This window comes from Paenibacillus sp. BIHB 4019, from assembly GCF_002741035.1.
Taxonomy (GTDB): domain Bacteria; phylum Bacillota; class Bacilli; order Paenibacillales; family Paenibacillaceae; genus Pristimantibacillus.
The window spans coordinates 1,196,670-1,223,117 of sequence record NZ_CP016808.1; the positions used below are offsets into that span (position 1 = coordinate 1,196,670).

The following is a 26,448-nucleotide window of genomic DNA, read 5'->3' on the forward strand; positions in this document are numbered from 1 at the left end:
TATCTACTTTCTGAAAACGCTTCCCCGTACAATAAAGCTGTAAATAAACGATTCTACTTGGAGGGTGTCAATCAATGAAAAGAAAAATGGTCTCATTTAGCATCGCTTTGCTCCTGTTGACAAGCGTTATATTATCCGCCTGCTCCTCTGGCAATAACGACAATAAGCCTGCTGAAACAGGCGGAAAAGCGGAGCTTCGCTTCGCATGGTGGGGCTCCGAGGAACGCCATACGGCAACGCTCGAAGCGATTAAAATTTTCGAAAGCAAAAACCCTGACATTAAGATTTTGCCTGAATACTCCGGCTTTGACGGGTACCAAACGAAGCTGCAAGCCCAGCTTGCCGGCAACACTGCCCCCGATCTCATTCAAGTTACCCGCGATATTGCAACTCAATTGGGAGGCGACAATCTGCTTGATTTGCAAGGCAAGCTTGATGTATCGGGCCTCAACGAAACGATTTTGAAGGAAGAAGGCGTCGGTGGCAAAATAACAGGTGCCTACCTTGGCCTAGCTACCCAAGCCTACGCCTATAACAAAACGCTGCTGGAGGAGCTCGGCGTCAAGGCCCCTACTGCCCCTTACACTTGGGATGACCTAGCTACTGTGTTCAAGGAAGTAGCTGAGAAATCTGGCGGAAAAGTGTATGGCGCTGTTGACTCCTCCGTTGCTTTCGATGTGTTTATTCCCTTCGGCATTGCCGCGCTGAATGCGAAGGATCCGTTCCCGAACACAGATACGGCACTGACCTTTACGGAAGATCAAATTAAGGCGTATTACCAATACTGGGCAGACCTGCGCGCTGCAAAAGCCGTAGCTCCAGCCGATCTGTCAGCGACGTCCGATGATTCGGCAAACAGCCTGATGATTACGCGCAAAGCCGCATTCGTGCCGATTGCAACGAGCAGCTTCAGCCGTTTCCAAAGCCAGACGAAGGATGTACTGGACATGATCGTCCTGCCGCAAAATAAGGAAACCGGCGACTCTGTGAAGGTCGGAACGAGCCAGCTGCTGTCGGTTAACGCAAATTCGAAAAACCCGGATGCTGCAATCAAATTTATTAATTTCATGATTTACGATACCGATGCCGCTAAAGTGCTGAAAACGACGCGCGGCGTGCTGCCAACCGAAGTACAGCGCAAAGTGCTGCTGGAAGATCCGAGTCTGACGGAAACCGATAAACGCGGCATTACGATCATTGATGAAGCAACGAAATTGACGGGACCGCCTGCTTATGCGCTGCCTAAAGGTCCACAGCTTTTTGGCTGGAAGGGCATGATTGAGAAGGTTGGCCAGGAAATCGCCTTCGACCGCATCAGTGTGGAGGTAGGCGCGAAGAAGCTATATACCGATGCCTACAAAGCATACGGAACAGCTGCCAGCAACTAATAAGCTGAAAATTAAATAGAGAATACAAGCGTTTGGGGAGCGGGCTGCCGCCTCCCCAGCCGTTTGCAGGATGGAAGGAGCAGATCAAGATGGAAGCCGTCACAGAAAAGCTGTCTACACCAAGAAAAAAAATGTCCCGCCAGAAAGCCACCTATCTGGTTGCTTATTTATTTTTGCTCCCTTGGCTCATCGGTTTTTTTGCATTTACATTTTGGCCCTTTATTAATTCCTTGTACCTTTCCTTTACGCAAGCTACCTTGACGTCTACTACCTTTATTGGACTGCAAAATTACATCGAAATGTTTCAGGACCCGCGGTTTCTGAAATCGATTGAAGTGACGACGAAATACGTCGTTATGTCCGTGCCGCTCAAGCTCGCAATGGCGCTTGCCGTTGCGATGCTGCTGTTCAAAGGCTCGCGGAGCATGAGCATTTATCGCACGCTTTTTTACTTGCCGTCTCTGATTGGCGGAAGCATTGCTGTCGCCGTCATGTGGCGCAAAATCTTTGGCCTTGATGGCCTGTGGAACAGCTTTCTCTCCTTGTTCGGCATCCCGGGCAAAGAGTGGCTCGGCCAGCCGGATTATGCCTTGTTCCTGCTTGTTCTGCTCGTCGTCTGGCAGTTTGGCTCTTCCATGGTGATTTTTCTAGCTGGGCTGAAAAATGTGCCCACTGAGCTGTACGAGGCGAGTAAAATTGATGGCGCTAATGCGGTTCGCCGTTTTTTCAAAATTACGCTGCCTATTATCTCTCCCATTATGCTGTTTAATCTGGTGCTGCAAACAATCGGCTCGTTCCAGGTGTTTACCCAAGGGTATGTCATCACTAAAGGCGGCCCTATCGACGAGACGTTATTTTCCGTGCTATATATTTACGAGCTTGCCTTCCAGCAGCAACGGATGGGCTATGCCTCGGCTATTTCTTGGATGCTGCTCGTACTCATCGCCGTCGTCACGGCCATTATTTTCATGACGTCGAAAAAATGGGTGTTCTACGAATCCGAAACAAAAGGAGGCAAATAGCATGGCAACCCGTTTCTCTCCCGCTGCCATCGGCAAGCATGTGCTTCTGACTATATTGAGCCTGACGATGATTTATCCCGTCATTTGGCTGTTTCTGAGCAGCTTCAAGGCAAATGATGAAGTATTTGTCGTCACCAGCATTTTGCCAAGCTCATTCCAGTTTCATAATTATGTGGACGGCTGGAAGGCTGTTCCTGGCTTTGGCTTTGAGACATTTATTACGAATTCGCTGCTTATTTCTGCGCTGGTCGTATTGGGCAGCCTGATTTCAAGCTCTCTGGTCGCTTTTCCGTTTGCCCGTATGGACTTTCCGCTCAAAAGGTTTTGGTTTTCCATTCTGATGGGTACGCTCATGCTGCCGACACAGGTGCTTCTCATTCCACGTTATGTGCTATTTTCCCAGCTGGATTGGATCAATACGATAGTGCCGCTCGTACTGCCCGCTTTTCTCGGAAATGCCTTTTTCATCTATTTAATGATCCAGTTTTTGCGAGGCATTCCGAAGGAACTGGATGAAGCAGCTGTCATGGATGGCTGCGGGCCGTTCCGGACGTTTTTTAATATTTTGCTGCCGAATTGCAAGCCGGTGCTGTATACGATTGCGATCTTCGCCTTCCTATGGAGCTGGGATGATTATTTCGAGCAGTTGCTCTATTTGAACGAGGTGCGAAAATTCACTGTACCGCTTGCGCTGCAAATGTTCGTCGACAACGCCGCCCAAATCAATTGGGGCTCGCTATTCGCCATGTCTATTGTGTCTATTATTCCGCCTGTGCTGATGTTCTTCTTTGCTCAAAAGCATTTTGTCGAAGGCACAGCCACTTCAGGACTTAAATAAGCTAGCAAAGGATGATTGCTGCCATGTATATGTTCAGTTATTTTAAAGATACGGATGAGCGGCTGTTTCTAGCCGAAAGCGAGGATGGCTACAGCTGGCGCGACTTCGCGGGCGGCGAGGCAGTCTTTCAATCGAAGCTTGGCAGCGGGCTAATCCGCGACCCGTTTATTTTGCCGGACCCGAAGCGCGGCCTGTACCATCTCGTTTGGACCGATGGCTGGAGCAGCCGCAGCATTGGCTATGCGCGTTCAGCCGACCTTCTGCACTGGGAAGAGGCGAAGCTGATTCCCGTTATGGAAACGAAGCCGGATACGCAAAACACGTGGGCGCCGGAAATCTTTTTTGATACCGCCGCTCAGGCTTATCGCATCATCTGGTCCTCCACCGTCCGGCCTGGGCCGCGCAACCATCGGATATGGTCGGTGACGACGGCTGATTTCGTGCATTTTTCCGAGGCAAAGCTGTTTTTTGATCCGGGCTACAATGTCATCGACGCGTGTGTCATCGACAGGGAAGACCATTATTTCATGCTGTTCAAGGATGAGCGTGGCGTAAATGAGCCCGGTACCGATTATAAGGCGATCCGCTCGTGCCGCATTGCCAAGGAAGCTGGCGACCGCCCAGCAGTCACTTTCGTTTCAGAGCTGCTGACCGAGCCGCTAACCGAAGGTCCGGCGCTGTATGCTGTAGAGGGTCCGAACGGACGTGAATGGATCATGCTCGTAGATGGCTTTCAAAAGCTTGATTATAACGCTTACCGCTCAAGCGATCTTGTTCGCTGGGAATCAGCAGGAGAGCTCGTGCAGCTTCCTAGTGAAGCACGCCACGGCGCGGTGTTCATTCGGTAGAACTGCCCCGTTCAAGCAAGGGCACGCAATATATCATCGATTTTTTTACTATTGGAAATGACGCCATTATTCATCCAAGTGAGAAAATCAACCTCGTACACACAGCTATTCTGCACAGCGGGAAGGCTGCGCCACTCAGGCTGCTCCAGCAGCCGGCGCTCCTCTCCTTCCGCTTGGCTGTGCCACTTGTCGAACGTTATAAACAGATGGTCGGCTGATAGCAGCGCAAGCTCCTCAAGCGTAACCTTGATCATGCGCGAGCCAACCGTTTTTGAAGGGATAGGACCCAGCTGTACCGCCGGTGACGGGCATAATCCCAAATCTCCATACAAAACCGCAGCAGCAAAGCCTCTGCCTCTGTCAGTATACTGATAAATGCTGTCCGCCGAAATCCGCAGAAAAGCTACCGTTTCCCCCTGCCTGCTTCGCCTTAATGTCTGGCGTGCCGCCTTCGCTTTCTTTTCATACTCAGCAATGACCTGCTCGGCTTGCCCCACTCGTCCAAAATAATCGGCTACTGTTCGCAGCAGCGTCCGCCAGTTTTCGCTTAGCTCGCTGAGCACGCACGTATTCGATATTTGGCGGCATTCTGTATATTGGCTTTGCGCATAACGATCCAGCAGCAAAATAAAGTCTGGAGCGTAGTGGGACAATGCCGAAAAATCGCCACTAAATTCATCAAACGTCGGAATCTGCTCCAGCGCCAAATAATCCTGCTTCCCCCATTTCGCATGAGAGTATTGGGCAACAGGCAGCATCCCCAGCGCTACGATAAAATCCTCCAAATAAGGCGCAACGACCCGAAGCTGCTCGCGATGGCTGCGGCGGTATTGTCCCGGCGAGATGCCAACCAGCTGCTTAAAGCGGCGGTTAAAATAATATTCATTGGAAAATCCGGTATGCAGCGCAATTTCGGATAAGTTGTCCTCGCCCTTGAGCAGCCATTTTTTCGCTTGATCGATGCGGATGCTGTTCAAATAATGAAGCGGCCCTTCGCCGGTTGCCCCTTTAAACAGCCGGGCATATTTCCAGCGCTCAATGCCGGCCATATCGGAAAGCCCTTCTACTGTCAGCACATCCTGATAATGCTCGTGGATATATTGAATGGACAGCGCCAAGCCCTGCTGCTCTGTGGAAGCCTTTTTCTTATTGGCGACGGTGTCCTCCGTATTTTGGCTGAACAGCATAAGCAGCAGCTCCTGAAAACGGACATAACGCGAGAAGCGGCGAAGCTCCCCTGAATCATGGCGGCTGGCATAAAGCTGCTCAACCAGTTCCATCGCCTTGGCAAATGGCGTACAAACAAGCTCATTCTTGTGCGGCAGCAGCCCGCCTGTTACTTGGTCTCCCAAATGCCCTGCTCCAATTGTAAAATCCAGACGATAATAAGCACCGTCCCCGTAGGCTGCTGCCAATTCAATTGACCACATCGAATCTGGATGGATCAAGAAGCATTTTCCGATTCCGAAGTCGAAAGCTTCCCCTTCTATATGAATGAAGCCTGTGCCTCCTGCGGCAAACAGCAGCATGTACGAATTGGCATAATGCCTGACAGGCGGCGCAGAGACTGGCAGTCCCCCCCGTTCAATCGTTTCCAATGTATAAAATGATGCGGGACCCGCGAGTGCAATTGCTGTATCCTGTTGCTTCATTGCTCTAAACCAACTCCATAAATGATAATTATTATCAGTTTATTTAGTTTAAAGCAAATGAAGCGGCCCTTCAACCTCAGTCGAAGAGCCGCTCGATTTTTTTTCGTTTATTTTTACCGCTATTCAACAAGCAGCTTCAGCAGCTCGTCCATTTTTTTGAAATTGGCTGTAATGGCTCCTGTCTGCCAGTAAGAGCGTTCAACCTGATAAACATGGCCGTTTTTCACAGCAGGGACGGACTTCCATAGCGGGCTCGCCAGCATAGCCTTCAAGGCTTTGGCATTATCCTCGTCCTCCCATGTTCCATTGGAAGGAAGCATAATAATATGATCCGCATCCAGCTCCGGAATGACCTCCTGCGATAAGACAACGTTGCCTTCCGTCATCGTTTCCGCGTAGGCCGGCGCCTTCAATCCCAAGTCCTTATACAAAATCTGGCCAACAAACGTATTGTTCATGCCAAAAATATTAATCGACTGGTCGACGACATTCATGCGTAGGACAACCAGCTTCTCGTCGCCTAATGAAGCCTGTACCTTCGTTTTGACTTCGGAAATCCGGCTCTCATAGTCTTTCAGAACCTGCTCCGCCTTACCCGGAATTCCGAGCAGATCGGCAATGACCTTCAGCGTTGTCCGCGTATCTGCCAGTACATCGTCAGGAAGCCGATAAGTTGGCGCTACTTTTGAATAAAGCTCATATGCGGCTGCATCCACTTCGCCTGCGGCAATAATCAGATCGGGCTCCGACACGAGCATCGCCTCAATGCTGCCCGTCACATCGAACAACGGAACCTCCAGCTCCAAATAATCCTGCTTGCCCCACATCGGGTTGTAATATTGCACAATCGGTGTAACGCCCAGCGCAACTAGGTAATCCTCCCGATAAAGCGCCGACACCCGCTTTGGATGAACCGGAATTTCCACCTCGCCGAATTGGTCGGTGACCACTCTCGTCGTCTGCTCCTCGGCTGCCTCCTCATTTTTCCCGGCATTTGCCGCGCTGTCTCCTTGTCCGCCGCTTGCACTTTCAACCGCCGAAGACGGCTGATTCGCAGGCGCCTCCTGCGTATTTGCCGTATTTGCTCCGCAGCCCGCCAGCAGCGCCGACGCTACGAGCAAAGCGACCCAACCTTTTTGATACCCTTTCCAAGCCATGCTCCATCCACTCCTATATAAGATTGCTTATTGCCAAACCCAAATAATGATAATGATTATCAGTATTGAACTAAATTGATTGTAGCGCACCTCGCCCGCGAGCCTCAATGCACATTTTCAACAAACCCGCTTATACAAAATGATCATTTACACCAGCAATCCAAAATGCCAGGCTCTCTGCCAGCGTGGACACCATGGACGGCGAAGGCTGGCGCTGATCGCATTTTGCGTCTGGATGCTTGCAGCAGTATAAAAAAACAACAGCCCGGCAGCGTCCATTCAGGACAGCTGCCGGGCTGTTAATGCTCTATTTTCAACCGCAAATAGTGCGCTTGCTTATTTAAACGTAACGGAGCTTATTATATCGTCCGTCGTTTTTTTCGTTTCATCATCCAAATAAGTCGTAATCAGGTTGAACGCATAGCCTTCCACAATCGCGCTGTAGTAATGCTGCGTAACCGTCATTGCACAAGCGTCAAGACCTCTTTTTCGGCATATTTGACATAACAGCCCCAGAAAAATATATTCTCTAATTCCATACTTTAAAAGCGTAGAAAACACCTCAATATTTCTAACACGAATAAATTATAAATTTATTTTTACTAATGAGAATATTCAATGGATTTCGTATCGTTTCCATACTCGATTACACACCATAAATCTGAATATTCATTCGCTTATGGTAATTAACGATGCTCGCCTAAATTTTCAACTTCAATGCTATCGCTTTGAACTTTATTCCCTTTGAAAACACCTCAACCTCCTTCCGCAGGCGTTCTATTAGGCACACCGTACCCCTGAAATACTAAGCAGAATTTCCGACCTGAGGACGGTCTGTTTCAAATGATCGCTGTTATCTAAGGCAAGCAAAACCAGCACATGATTGAAACATAATCACGATCGTTTAAGACATTGCAACATATTCCTTCTTACTTGGCTCACCTTCTTCAATTCTTTAAAAAGTCAGTAGTGCTACAAAAATTTCTTCAAATATTCCAATAAAATTTCCACTACGTAAATATCTCAATATACAATTAAACAATTAATTTTGGATTTTTTTCCTTTACCAAATAATATAAATATGGTATTGTTTTCTTTAGCCGGTGTAATTTAATCGATTATAATTAAGGAGTTGGGATGAAACAATTAATCTATTGTGAGAATGGAATTTTCAATTATTAAGTAGAATTTTTTGACGATTAATACTATAAACAAAATTAGGAGATTGACTAAATGAAATTTAAATCAATTATTTCTTTTATCGTTCTTATTTCTATGCTAGTAGCATCAAGTTCAGTTTATGCAACAGCTCCAATAGTAAAAGAAAATATTATTCCTTCTCAAACTCAAGAAATTTATTCACAAGAAGGAGAATTAATTGCTCTTAGAACTTTGAGCATGCAGTCTGATACAGAAATAAACAAAGAAGGAACAGCAATCAAACTAACACAAACCATCCAGTATGAATTTTCATCCCCAGAGTTCGAAGCGAAGTATAAGTCGGAATATGAAAACACAAGCTATGTAGAACATTATTTTGTAAATAAAAACAATGAAATCTACCATGATGATGTAAAAATGACTGACGAAGAATTAAAACAGGAGATATCCATAACTCCAAATCCAACAAGCAGTTTGAAGCTGTCCACTCTTTCAAATGATACTAATGGGATTCCAGCTATTTGTCATTACTATGGAGACTATTCTACATATACTATGGCATGCTATGATCGTATGAATTTTGAAAATGCTCCAGGAGGAAATAATATCAAGAAAACATCATCTATTCAAAATGTATATGCTGTGCGTGCGATGAATACAATTGATATTTTCTATGGAGATTATAAAGCATTTCAAGGTGCTAAGGTAGCATTCTCAAGCGCTGCCCTTACTGCGATATTTACGATTGAAACTGTTATACTTGCAATAGCTGCAGGTGGTGGAGCTGCTATTGCAGGAGTAACTGCCATAACATATTACAATATATGTAACGGAGATCTTGAAAAAGCATACGGTTATCTTAAACAAATCTAAATAAATATGCATACAATCCATTTGGATTGTATGCATTTGGAGGTTATATGCTTAACACACTACTAATTATAAACTTAATATTTTGTATATTAATTTTGATTTTATTGTTTTATAGAATGAAAAAATATAAAATGAGTAAATATAACCGCGAAAATATAGGCATAAGTATTATTGGTATGATTTTATCATTTTTTTATCTTATCTATAATAAAGGGAACTATTTAAACCTAATTTTCATTCCTATATTCACTCTATTCTTTGCATTAATAATTTTACATCTAAAAAAAGCATTAAAAAAATAGACTGTATTCCTTATCACCAATAATAGAAAAATTATTTCTCATGAATTCATCTAAACAGTTTATTTTGTCAGTTAATTAAACAGTTTCAAGCATTTAAATCTTTTTATTTCACTCTTTCTTTGAACGCATTTCCTTTCAAAATAAGCCGTAATAACGGTTTGTTTTAAAAGGAAATGCGTTCAATTTTATGCTTTATGCTTTATGCTCTTTGACCATAGAAGGCTTATTTATAATCGCGTTTTCTGAAAAACACCCCTGAGACCCAGCAAACTGTGACGTCTGCTTCATGTTTCATTTCTCTAAAATGGATATAATCGTAGTTAATAGAACTACTTATCATTTCCTGAAAACCCCCATCTAAGAAAACCCTTCCGTTTCTATTTTGAACAAAGCCTACTCCTTTGATGATCTGAATCAAGCCTTCTCCGTCTTAAAATTTGTGGGAGCGTTTCCGTACATATATACGTTTTAAATGTTGACCCAACCTATTTAGAACAGTAGTCCTGTATATTTTAAAGGACCGCTCCTCTTTCCTCTCGATGGAAGTAGGAACAGGCCTTTATGAATTGGCTCCATCTTTCCTAGAGTTCACTTATAAATAACTCTGGCATTTCCAGCAATGAATCTTGCTAACCATCATCAATCTTCCTCCATTTTCCGATATAATGAACAAGAAGCCAACAATCTTTGCTATCACTTCATCAAGGCGCTTCAGAGAGGAGCTTCATATGACTATCGACGTTTTGGAACGGAATAATGTAAAGGTAATGGGTACAGGCAGCAAAACGATTGTTTTTGCTCATGGCTTTGGATGCGATCAGGATATGTGGCGTTATATGGTTCCTAGCTTTGTAGACAACTATCGAATTGTATTGTTTGATTATGTAGGCTCTGGAAAATCGCAAATTCACAATTATGATACCAAAAAATATAATGACCTAGAGGGCTACGCCCAGGATGTGCTGGATGTGATGGAAACGCTGGATTTGCGAGATGCTATTTTCGTCGGCCATTCGGTTAGCAGCATGATTGGCATGCTCGCTTCCATTCATGATGCTAAATATTTCGAGCGCATTGTCATGCTCGGTCCTTCTCCCCGCTATGTGAACGATCTTCCAGATTATTATGGAGGCTTCGACAAACGCGATATAGAAGAATTGCTTTCCATGATGGAAATGAATTTCATTGGCTGGGCCAGCTACTTGGCGCCCATTGTCATGCAAAATAACGAGCGCAAGGAATTAAGCGAGGAATTGGAAAAAAGCTTCTGCTCCAGGGACCCGCATATCGCGAGGCAGTTCGCAGAAGTCACTTTTTTCTCCGATTGCCGTGTCAGCCTTCAGCATGCATCTGTGCCTACACTGATTCTTCAATGCACCGACGATAGTATCGCCCCGGTTGAAGTAGGCGATTACTTGCATGCCCATCTCAAAAACAGCGTCCTTCGGCAGATGACAGCGACCGGGCATTATCCGCATTTAAGTCAGCCTGACGAAACGAGCCAGATGATTAAAGAATATTTAGCCAGTGTTTAATAGGCAAGGTGAAACGGCTTTCGCCGCCCTCTGGCGGCGCGGCGCGTTTCAATCCAAGAAATATAGAGAGAGAAAGCATGGGAAAATCATATCCTTTCCTATATTTTAAAGAAAGGCAGCCCTTATATGGATATTCAATTAGATAAAGCTCCCTGCGGATATTTTTCCATTTCGGTCGCAGGCTTAATTCAATCGGTTAATCAAACTTTACTGGACATGCTGCGCTATGAGCGCGATGAGCTGCTTGGCCAGCATATTCATTCCACCATGTCGGTGACGAACAAAATGTTTTTTCAAACGTATTTTTATCCTTACATTCAATTGTATGGACGCGTCGATGAAATGTACTTTTCTTTTCGGACGAGCAGCCATGAAGATGTGCCTGTATTGCTGAACGGGGTTCGCCAGGAGCGTGACGGGGTCACCTTCATTGACTGCGTTGTGTTAATGATGCGCAAGCGAATCGAGCACGAGAAGGATATTTTACAAACCAAAACAAAGCTTGAAGCGTTGTATCAGGCCACTCATGAAGCCAATAAGAAGCTCGAGCTCCTGCATGAGGAGTACGAGCTTAAACAGCAGGAGCTGCTAGGGATTAACCATCGCCTTGAAACGATGGCCTCCACGGATGCGTTGACCGGGCTTAAAAACCGGCGTTTTTTCCAGGACAGCCTGCTGGCACAGCTTGCCTTGTTCCAAGAAACACAGCAGCCCTTCTCGCTGCTCATTATTGATATCGACCATTTCAAAAAGATTAACGACACCTACGGACATCCCGTCGGCGATCTCGTGCTGACCAATCTGGCCCGTTTGCTGCAAACGATGTCTCGGGAGAAGGACATTGCCGCCCGTTATGGAGGCGAGGAATTCGTCATCATTCTTTCCGGCGCCAATCAGGACAAAGCGATCGTTGCCGCAGAACGATACTGCACGACAACCGCCTCTATGGATTGGGGAGAGCACAGCATTACAGTCAGCATTGGCGCAGCAACCGTTACACCGGGCGACACGGACCAGACGCTGATCCATAAAGCGGATACTGCCCTCTATGCTTCAAAGACGGGCGGAAGAAATCGCATTACTCATGCGGATCATTTAGTAAGCAGCAAGTAGCGGGCAGTAGGCTACATATGTCTCCAAATAAAGAAAGAAGAAGCCATCTGCGCTGGGAGCGCGGGGACGGCTTCTTCTTTTGTTATATTTCACACGAACTGAATGGATGAATTACGAGTAAATGGCCGGCTAAATTGTAAATTGTGCAACAGCCCAACTGTCCGTCTATCAAGCTCTCGCCTCAACCGCCACCCACAGCTCATTACGGTTTTCTTCTGGCGGCAAATAACATTCGATAGCCGGCAATTCGGCGAGCCGGTAGGCTGAGGTAGGCAGCCATTCCGTATACAGCCGCTTCCAAATACCGGCCAGCTCATCTGGTCCGCCCTCCACTTCAAATACCACCCACGAAGATGGCGAAAACTCCCGGCGGACCATCGCTTCAGGAGCCTCTTGCTCCGATTCAATTGCTAAAATGTAGTTCAAAAACTCATTTTGCCCATGCCCTCCGTCCGCACATACGCCAAGTATGCCGCGGATACCGGGTTCGGCTGCGCGGATTTCCCATAGCTTTTCAAACAGTCCAGCCTGTGCTGCCTCAGCCCATAGACGCGGTACCGTCTCAAACACCTCGCTATTGCGCACCTGCTCGGAAAGGCCAACGACGGAAAATGCGCCAAGCTCCTCAATTCGATAATTCATTGCTGCCGCTCCTTTTACTGAAATTTGAAAGGATAGTCGCGGATAGGCCTTCAGCTTTGTACCGGCACTTCTCGCAGCAGTCGGTGTAGTCCCATGCAGCTGCTGAAAAGCACGGGCGAACGCTTCGGGGGAATCGTAACCATATTTGAGCGCCACATCAATGACCTTTATCGTGCTGTTTTGCAGCTCAAACGCTGCCAGACTGAGCCGTCGCCTGCGAATGTATTCCGATAACGAAACCTCCATAATGTAAGGGAACATCCGCTGAAAATGATAGAGCGAACATCCCGCAATATGGGCTGCTTCCGCATAATCAATCTCATCAGCCAAATGATCCTCCATATAGCCAATGGCCGCGTTCATATGTAATACCCAGTCCATAGCCCAGCCCTCCTCTACTCACTACTATACTTAAAGTAACATAAAACAGCCTTGCATTCTCTGCACAAGATTGCAAGGCTTCTCCCTGTAACGTATTATCCCTCTCGTTCCAGCGATGGTCTGCTCACCTCTGCGCTCTTCCCGCCTGCTACGGACTGCCATAACATAAAGCACCCAGCTCCGATAGAAACCAAGAAGAAGAACAAAGCGAGCAGCGGCAGCGGCGACCATTCCAGTATGGCTCCGCCGATCCAAGTTTGCCAGCCTACTTCAAGCAAGCCAAGAATATAGGCAGCTCCCGCCACATGCACCCACTTGCGGCGTTCCTGCGGGCGCAGCCTTGTGCGCTCCGACAGCCATGCAACAAGCGGCACAGCCTGGATCGCATGAAAGCCCAGACCATGAAGCCAGATGATATTCCCATTTCCGCCTGTCATGCGGCTCCCCGTCAAGGAAATCCAAATGCCAGCGGCGAAGGAAAGCAATATCGCCACCACCGCATAGCGGATGGCAAGCACCAGCTCCGGTCTTAGCTTATACGATCTGCTGCGGAAGAAAGCAACGGCCAACACGCAATAAAACACGATTAGCAGCATGGCCACAAGGCCAAAACCGGCTGCCACAGCTATATCAAAAACTGTACCGCCTTCTGCAAAACGCGGATTCATGCCGCGCATATTTTGCACATTTTCAGCGAAATACGAATACACGGAAAGAACCGCATAAGACCAGCGAAAAATCGCCTTGCCTCTCGTACTCATAGCAGATAAAGACAATATTGCCGCTGTCGAAAGCAAAAAAATACCCAATGCCGCATTAAAGGAAGCCGCTTTGCTTACATCCCCCTTTGGCGCAACCTCGCCACCATAGAGCAGCATCCAGACCACGCATACCGCTGCCAGCACAAAACCGAGTATGCCTAGCGACGCTAGCAGGACCTCCCCCTGAAACAGACGAACCTTCTTTGCTGGCTCCTCCCATTGCGGGCCCGCTTCTGCACCTAAATTCCTAATCATAGTATCCCATCCATTCCCTGTTAGCTTCTTGCCTTAACTTTATAGGAATGGACAGGGTAACCGGAACGGACCTTTATCCAGTATTTCACTGAGCGGAAAGCGGATATTGGCTCAGGCTCAAGACGGAGAGATCATTTCCCCAATCATCCCTTTTAACTGATGAATGCCCAAATCGGTATTCGTCATAATAACCGTTCCCGTTCCTGTGTATGGGAAAGCGACTAGCATACATTGAAAGCCTACGCCCCAGCCGAGCGAGGAAATTTCCAGCTCCTGCTTGGAATGGTCTAGAAAAAGACCTAGCCCCGTCCATTCTGTAACGCCTTGAGGGGTAACGAGCTCCTTCGCATAGCTTGCGGACAATCCTATTTCGCTTTGATCTTTAAGACCATTCATTAATTCCACAACTAAAATCGCCAAGTCCGAAGGCGTTGTCCAAAGCCCGGCTGCTGCCGGATAAGGATAAACCGGATATTTCCCTTCCACTGCCTTTCCATGCTTATCGTGTCCACAGCAAACTCCCCCGCTCATTGCTTCTAATGATGTTGGACGAAACGTGCTGTTGTTCATATGTAAAGGTTCAAATATAATCTCGCTCATGACGATTTCAAAGGGCTTCCCTGAAACATCCTCTATGAGCTGCTGAATGATGCAATAGCCCGCATCTGAATATTGAAAGTCGCTTCCCGGCTCATATTCCACCTTAATAGGCACTTTGCAATAAGATGTCTCTCCCTCTAACAACGCCGCCATTGGAGGAAAAAGCGCCTTGGAATGAAGCTCGCCAAATCCTCCCTCTGGATCAACAATGCCCGCTTGATGGCTAAGCAGCTTCCTAAGAGTCACTTTGCTGCTAGCAGTCCATGAATGACCCGGAACCTTCCATGAAGTGAGCCTATCATTTACATCCTCATCTAATGCTAGAAGACCATCCTCGACTAATTTCATAACGAGCATAGCTGTTAAAAACTTGCTAATGGAACATGCGTTGAAAACCGTATCGCTATTCACCAGATGCGAGGCTCCTTGCTCCAAAACGCCAAAGCACTCTGCCTCGCTCAGCTGCCCCTGCTTAATAAACACAGCACTTAAACCTTGCACCCTATAATGCCCCATGCGTTCAACTACATTAATATTTAATGGCATACTGTGATCCAGCCCTCTCTCATCCCAATTTGTTCCAGTGACCCCTTTATATTATAGAACACATGTTCTCATTACTCAACCATTTATGACAAGCTTTAACCTGCCACCGTCAAAAATAAAAATGCCGAATGGATAAGCTCCATTCGACATTCCCTTTTGGCCTTTCTCTATCCAGACTCCATGCAAAATTCAAGAAGAAATCTGCCAGCCCGCCGTCTGCTGCTGCAGCTTCCACAGCCGCGCATACAAGCGGTCTGCGCCCAATAGCTCCTCATGCTGGCCCTGCTCAACGATTCGGCCTTGATCCAGCACAATAATTTGGTCGGCACTCATAACCGTCTTCAGCCGGTGGGCAATGGCAATAACGGTCCGCCCTTGAATGAGGCGGTCGATCGCCTGCTGAATATCGGCTTCATTTTCAGGATCGAGCGAAGCCGTCGCTTCGTCCAGCAGCACAATCGGAGCATCCTTCAGTATCGCCCGCGCAATTGAAATGCGCTGCTTCTCCCCGCCGGACAATGTGCTTCCGCCTTCTCCAACTAGCGTCTCATAGCCTTGCGGCAGCTTCATAATAAAATCATGGCAGCATGCCTGGCGAGCCGCTTCCTCTACTTCGTGCCGGGTCGCGCCAGCTTTGCCGACACTTATATTATTCGCAATTGTATCCTGGAACAAATACACATCCTGAAATACCATCGATACTTTGCGCAGCAGCGCCTCCGGGTTCATCTCCCGAATATCCTCTCCGCTGAGCAGCACCTGCCCCTCGCTTGGATCGTAGAAACGGGCAATCAGCCGCAGCATCGTGCTTTTGCCGCTGCCCGAAGGGCCGACCAGCGCGGTGAAGGAGCCTGACGGCAAGCTTAGGCTTGCCTGCTGAATAACGGCATGCTCATTATAGCCGAACGTCACCTTGTCAAAAACGAGGTCATGACCGGCAGGCGGCTGCTTGTCACCAGGCATAACAGGCTCCTTCATCAGCTCAATGATTCGTTTTCCCGCCTGCTCATTGTAGCGGAACTCTGCAAAGCTGGTCAGCGCCGTCGTCAACGGATCATAAATTCTCGTGCCTATTAGCAAAAAGGTAACGAAGGTGATCAAATCAAGGCTGCCTCCAGCGAGCAAATATACCCCGACAATGGTCATCAGCGTTAATCCCGCCCGAAGAAAGGCGATTGCACTTAGCACGACTGGACCCAGAAGCCCCTCAATCCGAATGCTGTGACGCATAAAATCTTTAAATGATTGCTCAAGCCGCACGAAGCGCTCTCCCGTCAAATTAAAAGCCTTAATCACCTGAATGCCATTCAAATATTCCTGAAGCCGATTGGAGGCATTGATTTTCGCCGCCATATGGTTCGCACCAAGCCTGCGGGTTAGTCCCGAGGTCGCCAGTACGATGACAATCGTAAAGGGCAGCGTCGCGAACAGCGCCAAAGCGAGCCGCCAGTCCAGCAGCGACAGCCCAATCAAAGCTAAAATCGGCGTCAGGGCAGCGGCAAACAGCTGCGGCGCCACGTGGGAAATACCATGCTCAACGAGCGCAAAATCCCCCATCATCATATTGGCGAGATCGCCGGGATCACGTTTATTCAAATACCCGAGCGACAGCTTGCGCAAATGCTCCGCAAGACGGCTTCTGCCATCGACCGCTGCGGTGTAGGCACCGCGGAATTGTGCGCGATAAGCGGGAATTTCGCTTAAATAAAGCAGCACTAACGCCACAACCATGCTGGCGCATATCCACCAAAGCCTCGTCATATTAAGAGCTGTACCCGGTTCGGCAAACGAAGTAAAGATAAGCTGCGCCACCTCAACGAGCAGAATAAACGGAATAATCGCTACCAGATTGGAGAGCGTTGTATATGCAATTGGCTTCCATAATGCTTTTGGATTACCTGCTGTTATATTGCGCAGCATTCCCATGTTTGTTCCCTGCCTCCTTCCCTGCTCCAATTCGCCAGACCGTTGCTGCCGTATAAGCATTCCATAGCTTCGAATACAGCCCCCCGGCGGCGATTAGCTGCTCATGCTTGCCACGCTCGGCAATACGGCCCTCGTCCATGACAATGATTTGCGACGCATCGCGAATCGTAGACAGCCGGTGTGCAATGACGATAACCGTCTTGCCCTTCGTCAGCTCCTTCAATGCAAGCTGCATTTCAAATTCATTTTCCGGATCGGCAAAGGCTGTCGCTTCATCGAGCACAAGCACTGGCGCATTTTTCAAAATCGCTCTCGCTACCGCAATACGCTGCTCCTCACCACCTGACAAATAAACGCCGCCTTCGCCAATCAGCGTATGATAGCCCTGCGGAAGCTGGTTAATAAACGTATCGCACTGCGCCGCTTTCGCTGCTGCATATACCGCTTCTGGCTTAGCATCTGGCACGCCGATCGCAATGTTGTTGTAGACGGTATCGTAAAATAGAAACGTCTGCTGAAAAACAAACGCTACCGTGTTCATTAACTCCTCCGACGCCATATCGCGGATATCGACGCCGCCAATTTGAATTGCTCCTTCACGGACATCCCAGAAGCGAGGAAGCAGGCTTGCCACCGTCGATTTCCCCGCCCCCGATGGCCCAACGAGCGCCGTTACTTCCCCCTGCTGCGCCACAAAGCTCACGTTGGACAATACGAGACTGTCGGCCTGTCCATAAGAGAAGGATACATCTTGGAAGGCTACCTCGTAGGAAACCGGACGTTTAGGAAATTTCGGCTCTGGTACGGGCTGCTCGGCGAAAATTTTGTCAATTCGCTCCACCCCTTCATTTATATCGCGCAGCCCGGATGCAAGATGCATGATCTTGAACATCGGCGCGGTAATGCCTGGCGACAAAATGAGGAAGAACAGCAGCACAGCGGCAAAAGCCACATTGCCCGGATCACGCTGGAGCAGGAACACGCCTACTGGCAGGATGAAGGCTGCGAATGAGCTGAGAACGACTTTGAACGATAAAAAACCATACTGAAATTGATCCGTATATTTCACGCAAAAATCCCGGTATTTGACCATATCCTCATAAAATTGACGGAAGGAAAACACCGTCTGCCCAAATACTTTAATGACCGGCATTCCCCGCACGTATTGAATGGCTGAACCATTCAGCCGCTCCAGCGAATCATAATACTGCTTGATGCTTTCCTGCTTCTTCGAGCCTGACATCATCAGCATTTGCAGCACGAAGCCCAGCACAATCGGAATCAGGCAGGCAGCAGCGAGCCACACATTCAGCCAAAACATGGCGATAATCATTATAACGATCGTGACTGCCATATGAATGAGATCCGGCAGCTGATGCGCGACGAACGTCTCGACCTTCTCGACATTTTGATCCAGCGTCTTCTTGACTGCTCCGGTCGATGTGCTGTTTAGCCAGCCTAGCGGCAGGCGGCCAATATGCGAGGACAGCTTCACCCGCAGGCCATACAAAATCCGAAACGCCGCAATATGCGAAGCCAGGCCGCCGCCATACATCAGGAGCAAACTGGCCAATAGGCCGCCTAATGCCACGAGGCCCCAACGAATCATTAGCCCGCTGTCCGCTGCTGCCGGGTTCGCCGCATGCTCCAGCAGTTCTTTTACTATAAAATAAACCGATACATATGGAATCAGCATGCATATGGCACTTAATGCGGAAAAAATCCCTGATACAGCAAGCAGCCCGCGGCGCTCTCCCGCCAATTCCAGCAGCCTTGCGATTCCCTTTTTCCCTGCGATTTCTCCAGCTGTTTTTCCAGCCATGATAGCTTCCTCTCCTTCAGGCAAATATCATCGGGACGTGCTGTTCTACAGCCACGTCATTTTTTTATCGGCGCAAATGCGGCTGCCAGGCGCTGGCTTCTGATCGAAGTACCCTAAATACAGCATGCCAGCGATGCGCTCATCGCTGCGTATTCCGAGCGAGCTGCAGAAAGGCGCGCTTCCGCATAACGTCTCATCAATCGACCACACCATGCCGATGCCCTGCTCCCAAGCGCACAGCTGAAGATTCTGAATCAATGCGCACGCCGCTGCAAAATCCTCATCACGCTTCACCTTGCTTTTCTCCTCCTTCACGACGACGAACAAAACCGCAGGTATTTGCTGGATTTTGTCCTTGTACATTTGCTTGATTTTGCTCGGCATCAGCTTATAGCGCTTGAGCTCCGACAACGAACCCACTATATGATCCGCCAGCTTCGCCTTCGACTCCATCTCAGTCGCACAAATGAACCGCCATGGCTCGCGCAGCTTATGATTTGGCGCCCACACCGCGATATTCATCAGCTCCAGAATCGTCTCCTGCGAAAGCGGCTGCGTATTAAACTTCCGAATCGTCCTTCTGTCTTTAATCAATTCCTGTATATTCAAGCAAAAATCCTCCCTTTATGACGCTACTATTGAGAAACATTATCATCATCAATGAATATTAGCTACCTCTGGACGGATTATTTCTGACGGTGGACGGAGATGCAGCTGCTTAGGCAGCCATTTTATATGAGAAAAAGCCGGAGCCGCGGCGGCGTGATCGTCATTTCTAACGATAACGTCGCCGTGGCTCCGGCTCTCCTATACTTTTCAATCAGGCTCTGCAGCCAATCACATCGAGCGGCTCTGCTGCCTGGCATATTCACTTGGATTAACCCCAAACGTTTTGCGGAACAACGAGGCAAAATGGCTCATATTCGTATATCCGACCATAATCGCCGCTTCACTGACATTCATTCTGCCCTGCTCCAGCAGCAGCTTCGCTTCCCTCATCCGCTCCTCGCGAATATAGCCGAACACGGTTGTGCCAAAGAGCTCTTTAAAGCCCGCTTTGAGCTTAAAATCATTCAGTCCCGTCTGGCGCGCCAGCTCCAGCAAGCCCGGCGGATTGGTGCGGTTGTGGTATAAAATGTTTTTCGCCAGATGAAGCCGCTCCACATCGGCCGTCTTTAAGCGCGAAGCGGCCGATTCCAGCTCGCTCTTCTGCTCCAGCCCGTACCAGAACAAGGCAATCAGCTCAAACGCTTTGCCCTCCAAATAATGCTGCCGAATAGGGCCGGTATACGGGCAATTCTTTAATTGATCGAACACCTGCTTAATTTCCGGTGTCAGCTGCTGCTGCTCGCAATAAAACGTATCGCCTGCCTGCCAAGGGAAATACGAGAATAGATGCTTCCATATTCTAAAATCGATTCGCAGCTCCATATGGGCCAGCCGATCCGAATGCAATTGCTCGAAATGGATGCGCGTATCGTGCAAATAAATCATTTGCGTCCCGCCCGAGCCCATCGCCCGCTCCCCGCGCCTGCCCTCAATCGTCCAACAGCCATTGCCATGCTGCGTCAATGAAATTTCCAAATGCGGATACTGCACGTCAATATGAAAAATATGATTTTCATGCAGCTTCACATCAATCGTATGCAGCTCCATGCCCGGCCGCAGGCGCGTGCGCTGCAAATAGCCGTCTCCCCATTGCTCAGGAAGCTTAACCGTATCTGCAAGCTGCTCCACCGGAACACCAAGCTCTACACCAATCCATTCATTATATAAAGATTCGATATGTTGGGCTTCCAACGTATGTTTCATCCTTATTTCCCCACCTTTATTGAGAAACGTTTTCAATTAGAATTGTATCAGTATCGAGCCGGAATGAAAAGCATTAATGTGAATTGTACTCTTGATTCAGCAATGATAGACTGGTTAGCAAATAAAAATAACAGGTGGTTAGCTATGAACCCCATTACCTATGAGCTGCTCGGAGCTTCCTTGCTTGCAGATAACGGGACGACAAGCCCGTCCGTCCTTGCCTTTACGACCTTCCCGGCGATTATCGTTCCAACGGAAGCTATCGTTGTCGGGTCGGATAGCATTAGCTATCCGGTAGAGAAGGGGCAAGCGATTTTGCTGCGGCAAGCAGAAAATAATTTGCATCTAAGGAGCGCGGATGGAAAATCATTCCAGCCCGTTTACGGCATTTCGTTCAACAGCTACCGAATAACGGAGCGTGGAAAAAGCCGGCTGGTCTATGAGCTAAGCAGCGAGCAGCTGCCTGAGCACGGGCAGCTGCTCGAATTTCCGCGCCAGGCTGCGAGCCTGCTGCATGAGCTGCTGCAGGTGGCCAAGCTGACAGGATCTATTCAAAATACGCCAAGGCTGCATTTCATGCTGCATGAGCTGCTGGATTTGCTTTTTTCCCGCGATTTGTACAGCAACCATTATTTGAAAAAGGATAAGCCTATTCATCAAGTGCTTGCTTATATGAAGCAGCATTACCGCTCGCCGCTCAGCCGCACTTATTTGGCCAAAATGGCCGGCTTCAACGAAAGCTATTTCTCCTCGCTTTTCCGCAAGGAAACCGGCTGGAGCTTCGCCGAATATGTATACCGGCTGCGCATTGACGAGGCCAAGCTGCTGCTGCTGCTCACCAACGATAAAATGCAGGAAATCGCTTATAAAACCGGCTTTGCGGACGGCTCCTATTTGGGCAAGACGTTCCAAAAAACCACTCATCTGTCGCCCAGCAGCTTCCGCAGCAGGAAGCATGCAACGCGCATTGTGGGCATGCAGTTTCTTGGAGCTCTGCTTGCTGTCGGCATTGAGCCGCTGGCCGCACCGCGCGAGGTGCTCCGCTCTTCGTCGCTGCTGCAGGACCGGCTGCCCGGCATCATGGAGCTGGCCGACATTGAGCAGGTCGAGGAGCTTCGAGCGCTGGCGCCTGATTTAATTATTGCGCCTACCTACCATTACAACATGCCTCATATGCTCAAGGCGCTTGAACATATCGCTCCCGTCATTATGCTGCCGTGGGGCGAGATGGATAAGCTCGAGGAGGTGCGCATGATAGGCAAGCTGCTTGGGCGTACAGCGGAGGCGGAAAATTGGATAGCCGGCTTGCAGCAGCAAGGAGCAGCGGCGAAGCAGCGGCTAGCGCAGCTTTTAGCCCCTGATGATACGTTCGGCTTATATGAGCTAAGATATGATGATTTGTGGATGATTCTTCATCCGCCTGTTCGTTCCGCCTTCATTCTTTATAAACTGCTCGGGCTGACGCCTCCCGCTGCTATCCAGAAGGAAATCATTGAGGCGAACAGCCATCTGGCCTTGCGGGAACAGCATTTGCTGCCTTATGTCGCCAAGCATATGTTTCTGATTGTACCAGCCGATGATATTGAGGCATTAAGAGGCAAACTGATGGAGCGCAGCTTTTGGCAGCAGCTCGTGAAGGAGCAGGGCCATAAAATCTATTTGCTGAAGCTGAATGAGTTTTGGATGGACGATGGAGTGTCGCTAGAGAAGCAGCTAGATATAATGGTGGAGCTTCTACTATCCGATGCAGCTGAAAATTCAACAACAGACGGATAAATCCAACAATTTTCCCAGCCAAATATCCAACTTTATCACATCGACCTTTCTCTTCCGCTGCCGTTATAATAGATTTATCATCGCGAATGATAATCATTATTATTTTATCGGAGGATTATATGTATCAGCTACATAAAGTTACGAAAATATTCGCCTTGCTTCTACTCGCACTATCGCTCGCTGCTTGCGGAAACTCGGCAGCCGGCAGCAATAGCAGCGGCAATGCCGTTGCCTCGGACTCGCCATCGCCATCGCCTTCTGCAGCTGTGGAGGCCGAAGCTTCTCCAGAAGCAACGACCCGCATCGTAAAGACGCTTCGGGGAGATGTTGAGGTGCCCATTAATCCGCAGCGCATCGTAACAGACGGCTATTTGCCGGAGATGCTTGTCATGGGCATTAAGCCCGTCGGCTCCACCTCATGGGAGCTTGAGAACAAAGTTATCCAAGACCAAATTGACGGTATCGAAAGCACGGGCGAACGCAACCTTGAGAAAATACTCGATTTGAAGCCCGATATCATCGTAACGTGGACTGGCGACGAGAAAATTTTGGAGCAATATGACAAAATCGCCCCGACGGTTGCCTTGCCCTTCAGCACGTACACCGATATCCATGAGACGCTGCGTTTCCTTGCCTCTGCTGTCGGCAAAGAAGCGGATGCCGAGCAGTGGCTCGCTGATTTTGACCAGCTGGTTGGACAGGAACGGGCGAAAATTGCTAATATGATTAAACCTGAAGATACCTTCTCGCTCATGGGCGTTTTCGTCGTAGACAGCGGCTTCTACATTTATGGAGATGGCGGCTATCGCGGAGGCGAGGCGATTTATACACACTTGAAGCTGACTCCCCCTGACAAGCAAAAGCAGGAAATGATCGGCAAGGAAGCCTATCGCCAAATTTCCTATGAGGTCATTGAAGACTACGCAGGCGATTATATTTTTCTCGACCAGGGAGATATGATTTCCGAGGTGTGGGGAAGCAACCAAGGACTGTGGAAATCGCTGGATGCGGTTAAAAATAACCATGTGTTCAATCTCGATCCTGAATTGTTTTGGGGAAATGATCCTGTTTCCTTGAAGCTGCAAATTCAGGAAATTGTAAAAATGCTGACGGAGCAGGCTAAGCAGGAGTAAGCCTGTATGCCTCCAAGTGTTCGAGAATCGAATAAAAGCCGCCGAATTTGCTTCGGCGGCTTTTTATTTTGGATGCTTAATGCAGTTAATGCTTAATTGCCTTTAGTAAGCCAGTCCGCAAGCTCCTCAGTCTGAGCCAGTACCGCGAGCGGATCATAGTACCATGAACGCTCCTCCGGCCATACGTACAGCTTGCCGTTCTTCACTGCCGGAAGGTTGCTCCAAAGCGGATCAGCCTCAAAATCAGCCAACTTCCAGTCGTTCGAGGTCATAATAATATAATCCCCGGCATATTGCGAAACGATCTCCGCTGACAGCTCGGCCCACTGCTTCTCCATAATGACTTGCGCTACATCGGTTGGCGGCATGCGTCCAAGCGCCTGGTACACCGGTTGACCGCCACGTCCAAAATTATCTCCGTAGGCATAGGTCGACTTCTCCATATGCTCAAAGATGGAGAAGGTCGCATCTGCCGGAATGGCCGCATCAACCTTCGCCTTCGCTTCAGCAATGCGGCGGTCAAATTCCTCCAGCCATGTCTTCGCCTCCTGCTCTTTGCCCAGCACATTCCCGAAATATGTCAGCTCTTCATGAGCATTTTTGAGATCGCCATACGGAATAAAGAGGGTAGGCGCAATTTTGCTGAGCAGATCATAGCTCTCTCCATTGCCCGTGATAATCAAATCGGGATTAAGAGCAGCAATTTTCTCTGCAGATGGCTTGCCATATTTCCCCGTATCATCAACGCCGGTAAGCGCCTCTTTAAAATAATAGTTTTTCAGCGTTAATCCCGGCGCCCCAATTGGCACAACGTCAAGGGCAATCAAGCTGCCGAGGTACTCTTCAGCCACAATGCGCTTCGGCTGAGCCGGAATTTCAATATCGCCTTTTACGGTAGAAATCGTTCTGACCGCATTAGGATCAGCGCTAGCCTCTGGTGTTGCTTCCGCCGCTCCGCCATTGCTTGCTTCGCTGGATGCCTGCGCTGTCGCTTCACTTCCAGCATTCGCCTTGCCAGTCACGTTCGATTCTGCTGTACCGCATGCGGTAAAGATGCTTACGCATAGCAGCAGCATAACCAGCATAGCAGCCATGCGGCGCTTATGATTTTGGCTTTGATTTTTCAAAAACACGTGCAAATCCCCCTCATTTTATGTCGATAATCATTCTCATTTAAACTTTAACGTGTAAGCGAGCAAATGACTATGCCTTAAAATGATCCGGCACTATGCAAATTTGTGATGCGGTGCCAGCAAGCCGATCAGCTCCTGCAGCTGTGCCTGCGAGGACAACGGGTCATACCCGTAAAAATACCCCTTCTCCTTCAGCACATGTACGCGGTTTCCCTGCACAGCGTCCAGCTTTCTCCAGCTTGACGATTGGAATAAACGCCGCAGCCGCTGCTTGTCGTCAGGGTTAGTTGGCGGTCCTGTTATGAAAATATGATCTGCCGGATAAGCGGCCAGCAGCTCAATGCCTGTTTCAATAAAGCCCTTGGCGGAAATATTTTGCTCCACCAGCTTTGCCGGAAGGCGAAAGCCCATATCATCATAAAGCACCTGACAGCCTCTTCCAAAGCTGCTGCTGAAGCAATATGCTGTATTGCGGCCAATTTCCCAGACGATTGCCGTACCCCGGCTGCCCAGCTCTAGGTCAAGCTGGCGGTTAATGCTGTATATCTGCTCATCGTATTGCGCCAGCCAGTTCTCCGCCTGCTGTCTGCGATCTACTATGCCGGCAATCAGCAAAAATTGCTCGCGCCAGCTCATCGTCTGAAAAGGCAGCTCGATAACGGGAGCAAGCGGCAGCAGCCTCCTGTTTTCCTCAGCCCCGCTATAGTTGATGATAATATCCGGCTTAGCTGCTGCAATCGCCTCGTAAAACGTCTGGGGCGTATGCCCATACGGGTTGAAACTCCCGCTCTGGCTCTGGCTTTGGCGCCTCCCCGGCTGCACCCCTCCCCGCATCCCTTCCAGCCAGGGCGTATACACGCCGAGCTCCGGAATAATGCCGAGCGCCATTAAGCTGGCGGTATGGTTCAAATTCAGCGAAACGAGCCGTTTGTTTTTGCGCAAATAAGCTGTCGGCGACAAGCCGATGCCTTCCTTAAACTTGCGGCTGAGATAAACGCCCTCCTTGTAGCCAACCTCCTGCGCCAGCGTGCCGAGATCAAGGGCCGTTCCGGCCAGCAAGCGCTGCTGTGCGCTGCGAATGCGCAGCAGCGTCAAATGGGCATTAAATGTCCTGCCCGTATGCTTGCGGAACATTCGCGAAAAATGCTCGGGGCTGACCCCCGCGCGGCTCGCCATCTGCTCCCGCGTTATATCCTCGCTGAAATGCTGCTCGATATAAGCTTCTGCTTGCTCCAGCCATGAGCTGGCGGGCTTTTGCCGGCTTGCCAGCTCCCGGTGCAGCTCGGCAAGCAGCTGTGTAAAAAGCTGCTGAACGCGAAAAGGCGAATGGGGATCACATTGATTCCACACATTCGCCAGCTCGTTCGCAAGCCGCAGGATGACCGCTGTGCAGCGCTGCAGCGGAGCCGGATGCTCCAGCCCCCCTCCTGTTTCACCAGCAGCTGGCATACAGCAGTATTCCAGCAAAAAGCCTCGCAATTCCGTATGCGCCTCTATCTGAAGCTTAGGCAGCGAAGGGCCGCTAAGCCATACGCTGCCACGGGACAGCTCATGATAATAGTTATGAATGTAAAGCGCGCCCTCTCCGCCCCACACGATGAGCATACGGTAGAGAGGAGCCGCTTCTTCCTGATGTTTTTCATCCAGGCCCTGCTGAAGCTCCCGCAGCCGCACAGGCATATAGAAGCTATGCTGGGCTTGAGGCAAACCAGCATTTGCCGAAGAGAGCAGCATCATTTTTCACATCCTATCTAAGCTAATCTTCTTTCCTT

General features: G+C 48.9%; 21 protein-coding genes. 9 read left to right on the top strand and 12 right to left on the bottom strand.

Annotation, left to right across the window (positions count from 1 at the left end; all coding sequences use genetic code 11):
• The first annotated feature begins 74 nt into the window (after window positions 1-74).
• The 4 genes from BBD42_RS05045 to BBD42_RS05060 all read left to right on the top strand — a co-directional run bounded on the left by BBD42_RS05045 (window position 75) and on the right by BBD42_RS05060 (window position 4,096).
• Window positions 75-1,388, top strand: coding sequence for an ABC transporter substrate-binding protein (locus BBD42_RS05045; RefSeq protein ID WP_099517270.1), 1,314 nt, complete (start codon window positions 75-77; stop codon window positions 1,386-1,388).
• A gap of 89 nt (window positions 1,389-1,477) precedes the next feature.
• The gene (locus tag BBD42_RS05050; RefSeq protein WP_099517271.1) at window positions 1,478-2,410 is read left to right on the top strand and encodes a carbohydrate ABC transporter permease; all 933 of its coding nucleotides are present in this window, start codon (window positions 1,478-1,480) and stop codon (window positions 2,408-2,410) included.
• A 1-nt stretch (window position 2,411) separates the two neighbouring features.
• A complete protein-coding gene (locus BBD42_RS05055) occupies window positions 2,412-3,248 on the top strand; it encodes a carbohydrate ABC transporter permease (RefSeq protein ID WP_099517272.1) in 837 nt (278 codons plus the stop codon).
• Window positions 3,249-3,271: 23 nt separating this feature from the next.
• Window positions 3,272-4,096, top strand: coding sequence for a glycoside hydrolase family 43 protein (locus BBD42_RS05060; RefSeq protein ID WP_099517273.1), 825 nt, complete (start codon window positions 3,272-3,274; stop codon window positions 4,094-4,096).
• Between the two features lie 11 nt (window positions 4,097-4,107).
• Here the strand turns inward: BBD42_RS05060 and BBD42_RS05065 are convergent, their stop codons facing one another.
• From BBD42_RS05065 to BBD42_RS32545, 3 genes are all read right to left on the bottom strand, one after another.
• Window positions 4,108-5,748, bottom strand: coding sequence for an AraC family transcriptional regulator (locus BBD42_RS05065; protein ID WP_237163372.1), 1,641 nt, complete (start codon window positions 5,746-5,748; stop codon window positions 4,108-4,110).
• Window positions 5,749-5,867: 119 nt separating this feature from the next.
• Window positions 5,868-6,905: an ABC transporter substrate-binding protein gene (locus tag BBD42_RS05070; RefSeq protein WP_099517274.1), complete on the bottom strand. Its 1,038-nt coding sequence runs from the start codon at window positions 6,903-6,905 to the stop codon at window positions 5,868-5,870.
• A gap of 336 nt (window positions 6,906-7,241) precedes the next feature.
• Window positions 7,242-7,370 (bottom strand): hypothetical protein, encoded by a 129-nt coding sequence (locus tag BBD42_RS32545; RefSeq protein ID WP_257790765.1) that lies wholly within the window; start codon window positions 7,368-7,370, stop codon window positions 7,242-7,244.
• A 768-nt stretch (window positions 7,371-8,138) separates the two neighbouring features.
• Here BBD42_RS32545 and BBD42_RS05075 point away from each other — a divergent pair.
• From BBD42_RS05075 to BBD42_RS05090, 3 genes are all read left to right on the top strand, one after another.
• Window positions 8,139-8,939 (top strand): hypothetical protein, encoded by an 801-nt coding sequence (locus BBD42_RS05075; RefSeq protein WP_099517275.1) that lies wholly within the window; start codon window positions 8,139-8,141, stop codon window positions 8,937-8,939.
• 1,030 nt (window positions 8,940-9,969) lie between these two features.
• The gene (locus BBD42_RS05085) at window positions 9,970-10,776 is read left to right on the top strand and encodes an alpha/beta fold hydrolase (protein WP_099517277.1); all 807 of its coding nucleotides are present in this window, start codon (window positions 9,970-9,972) and stop codon (window positions 10,774-10,776) included.
• Between the two features lie 126 nt (window positions 10,777-10,902).
• Window positions 10,903-11,889, top strand: coding sequence for a sensor domain-containing diguanylate cyclase (locus BBD42_RS05090; protein ID WP_099517278.1), 987 nt, complete (start codon window positions 10,903-10,905; stop codon window positions 11,887-11,889).
• A 168-nt stretch (window positions 11,890-12,057) separates the two neighbouring features.
• Here the strand turns inward: BBD42_RS05090 and BBD42_RS05095 are convergent, their stop codons facing one another.
• From BBD42_RS05095 to BBD42_RS05125, 7 genes are all read right to left on the bottom strand, one after another.
• Window positions 12,058-12,912 (bottom strand): AraC family transcriptional regulator, encoded by an 855-nt coding sequence (locus tag BBD42_RS05095; protein ID WP_099517279.1) that lies wholly within the window; start codon window positions 12,910-12,912, stop codon window positions 12,058-12,060.
• A 95-nt stretch (window positions 12,913-13,007) separates the two neighbouring features.
• The gene (locus BBD42_RS05100) at window positions 13,008-13,928 is read right to left on the bottom strand and encodes a hypothetical protein (RefSeq protein ID WP_099517280.1); all 921 of its coding nucleotides are present in this window, start codon (window positions 13,926-13,928) and stop codon (window positions 13,008-13,010) included.
• A 117-nt stretch (window positions 13,929-14,045) separates the two neighbouring features.
• Window positions 14,046-15,074 carry a serine hydrolase domain-containing protein gene (locus BBD42_RS05105; RefSeq protein WP_099517281.1) on the bottom strand — a complete coding sequence of 343 codons (1,029 nt, stop codon included), beginning with the start codon at window positions 15,072-15,074 and terminating at the stop codon, window positions 14,046-14,048.
• 189 nt (window positions 15,075-15,263) lie between these two features.
• Window positions 15,264-17,000 (bottom strand): ABC transporter ATP-binding protein, encoded by a 1,737-nt coding sequence (locus BBD42_RS05110; RefSeq protein ID WP_099517282.1) that lies wholly within the window; start codon window positions 16,998-17,000, stop codon window positions 15,264-15,266.
• Window positions 16,969-18,822 carry an ABC transporter ATP-binding protein gene (locus BBD42_RS05115; protein ID WP_481855917.1) on the bottom strand — a complete coding sequence of 618 codons (1,854 nt, stop codon included), beginning with the start codon at window positions 18,820-18,822 and terminating at the stop codon, window positions 16,969-16,971. The genes BBD42_RS05110 and BBD42_RS05115 overlap by 32 nt, the downstream gene beginning before the upstream one ends.
• A 45-nt stretch (window positions 18,823-18,867) precedes the next feature.
• On the bottom strand, window positions 18,868-19,431 hold the full coding sequence (locus BBD42_RS05120) for a nitroreductase family protein (protein WP_099517283.1): 564 nt from the start codon (window positions 19,429-19,431) through the stop codon (window positions 18,868-18,870).
• A 228-nt stretch (window positions 19,432-19,659) separates the two neighbouring features.
• Window positions 19,660-20,634: a helix-turn-helix transcriptional regulator gene (locus tag BBD42_RS05125; RefSeq protein WP_099517284.1), complete on the bottom strand. Its 975-nt coding sequence runs from the start codon at window positions 20,632-20,634 to the stop codon at window positions 19,660-19,662.
• 144 nt (window positions 20,635-20,778) lie between these two features.
• Between BBD42_RS05125 and BBD42_RS05130 the strand changes: the two genes are divergently transcribed.
• Together BBD42_RS05130 and BBD42_RS05135 are read left to right on the top strand one after the other, a co-directional pair.
• Entirely contained in the window at window positions 20,779-22,410 is a 1,632-nt protein-coding gene (locus tag BBD42_RS05130; protein ID WP_172455398.1) for a helix-turn-helix domain-containing protein, read from the top strand.
• Between the two features lie 119 nt (window positions 22,411-22,529).
• On the top strand, window positions 22,530-23,543 hold the full coding sequence (locus tag BBD42_RS05135; RefSeq protein ID WP_172455399.1) for an ABC transporter substrate-binding protein: 1,014 nt from the start codon (window positions 22,530-22,532) through the stop codon (window positions 23,541-23,543).
• Between the two features lie 92 nt (window positions 23,544-23,635).
• On the opposite strand, the gene BBD42_RS05140 is transcribed toward BBD42_RS05135, so the two are convergent.
• Window positions 23,636-24,676 carry an ABC transporter substrate-binding protein gene (locus tag BBD42_RS05140; RefSeq protein ID WP_481855918.1) on the bottom strand — a complete coding sequence of 347 codons (1,041 nt, stop codon included), beginning with the start codon at window positions 24,674-24,676 and terminating at the stop codon, window positions 23,636-23,638.
• Window positions 24,677-24,769: 93 nt separating this feature from the next.
• Window positions 24,770-26,413: an AraC family transcriptional regulator gene (locus BBD42_RS05145; RefSeq protein WP_237163373.1), complete on the bottom strand. Its 1,644-nt coding sequence runs from the start codon at window positions 26,411-26,413 to the stop codon at window positions 24,770-24,772.
• Window positions 26,414-26,448: the final 35 nt, after the last annotated feature.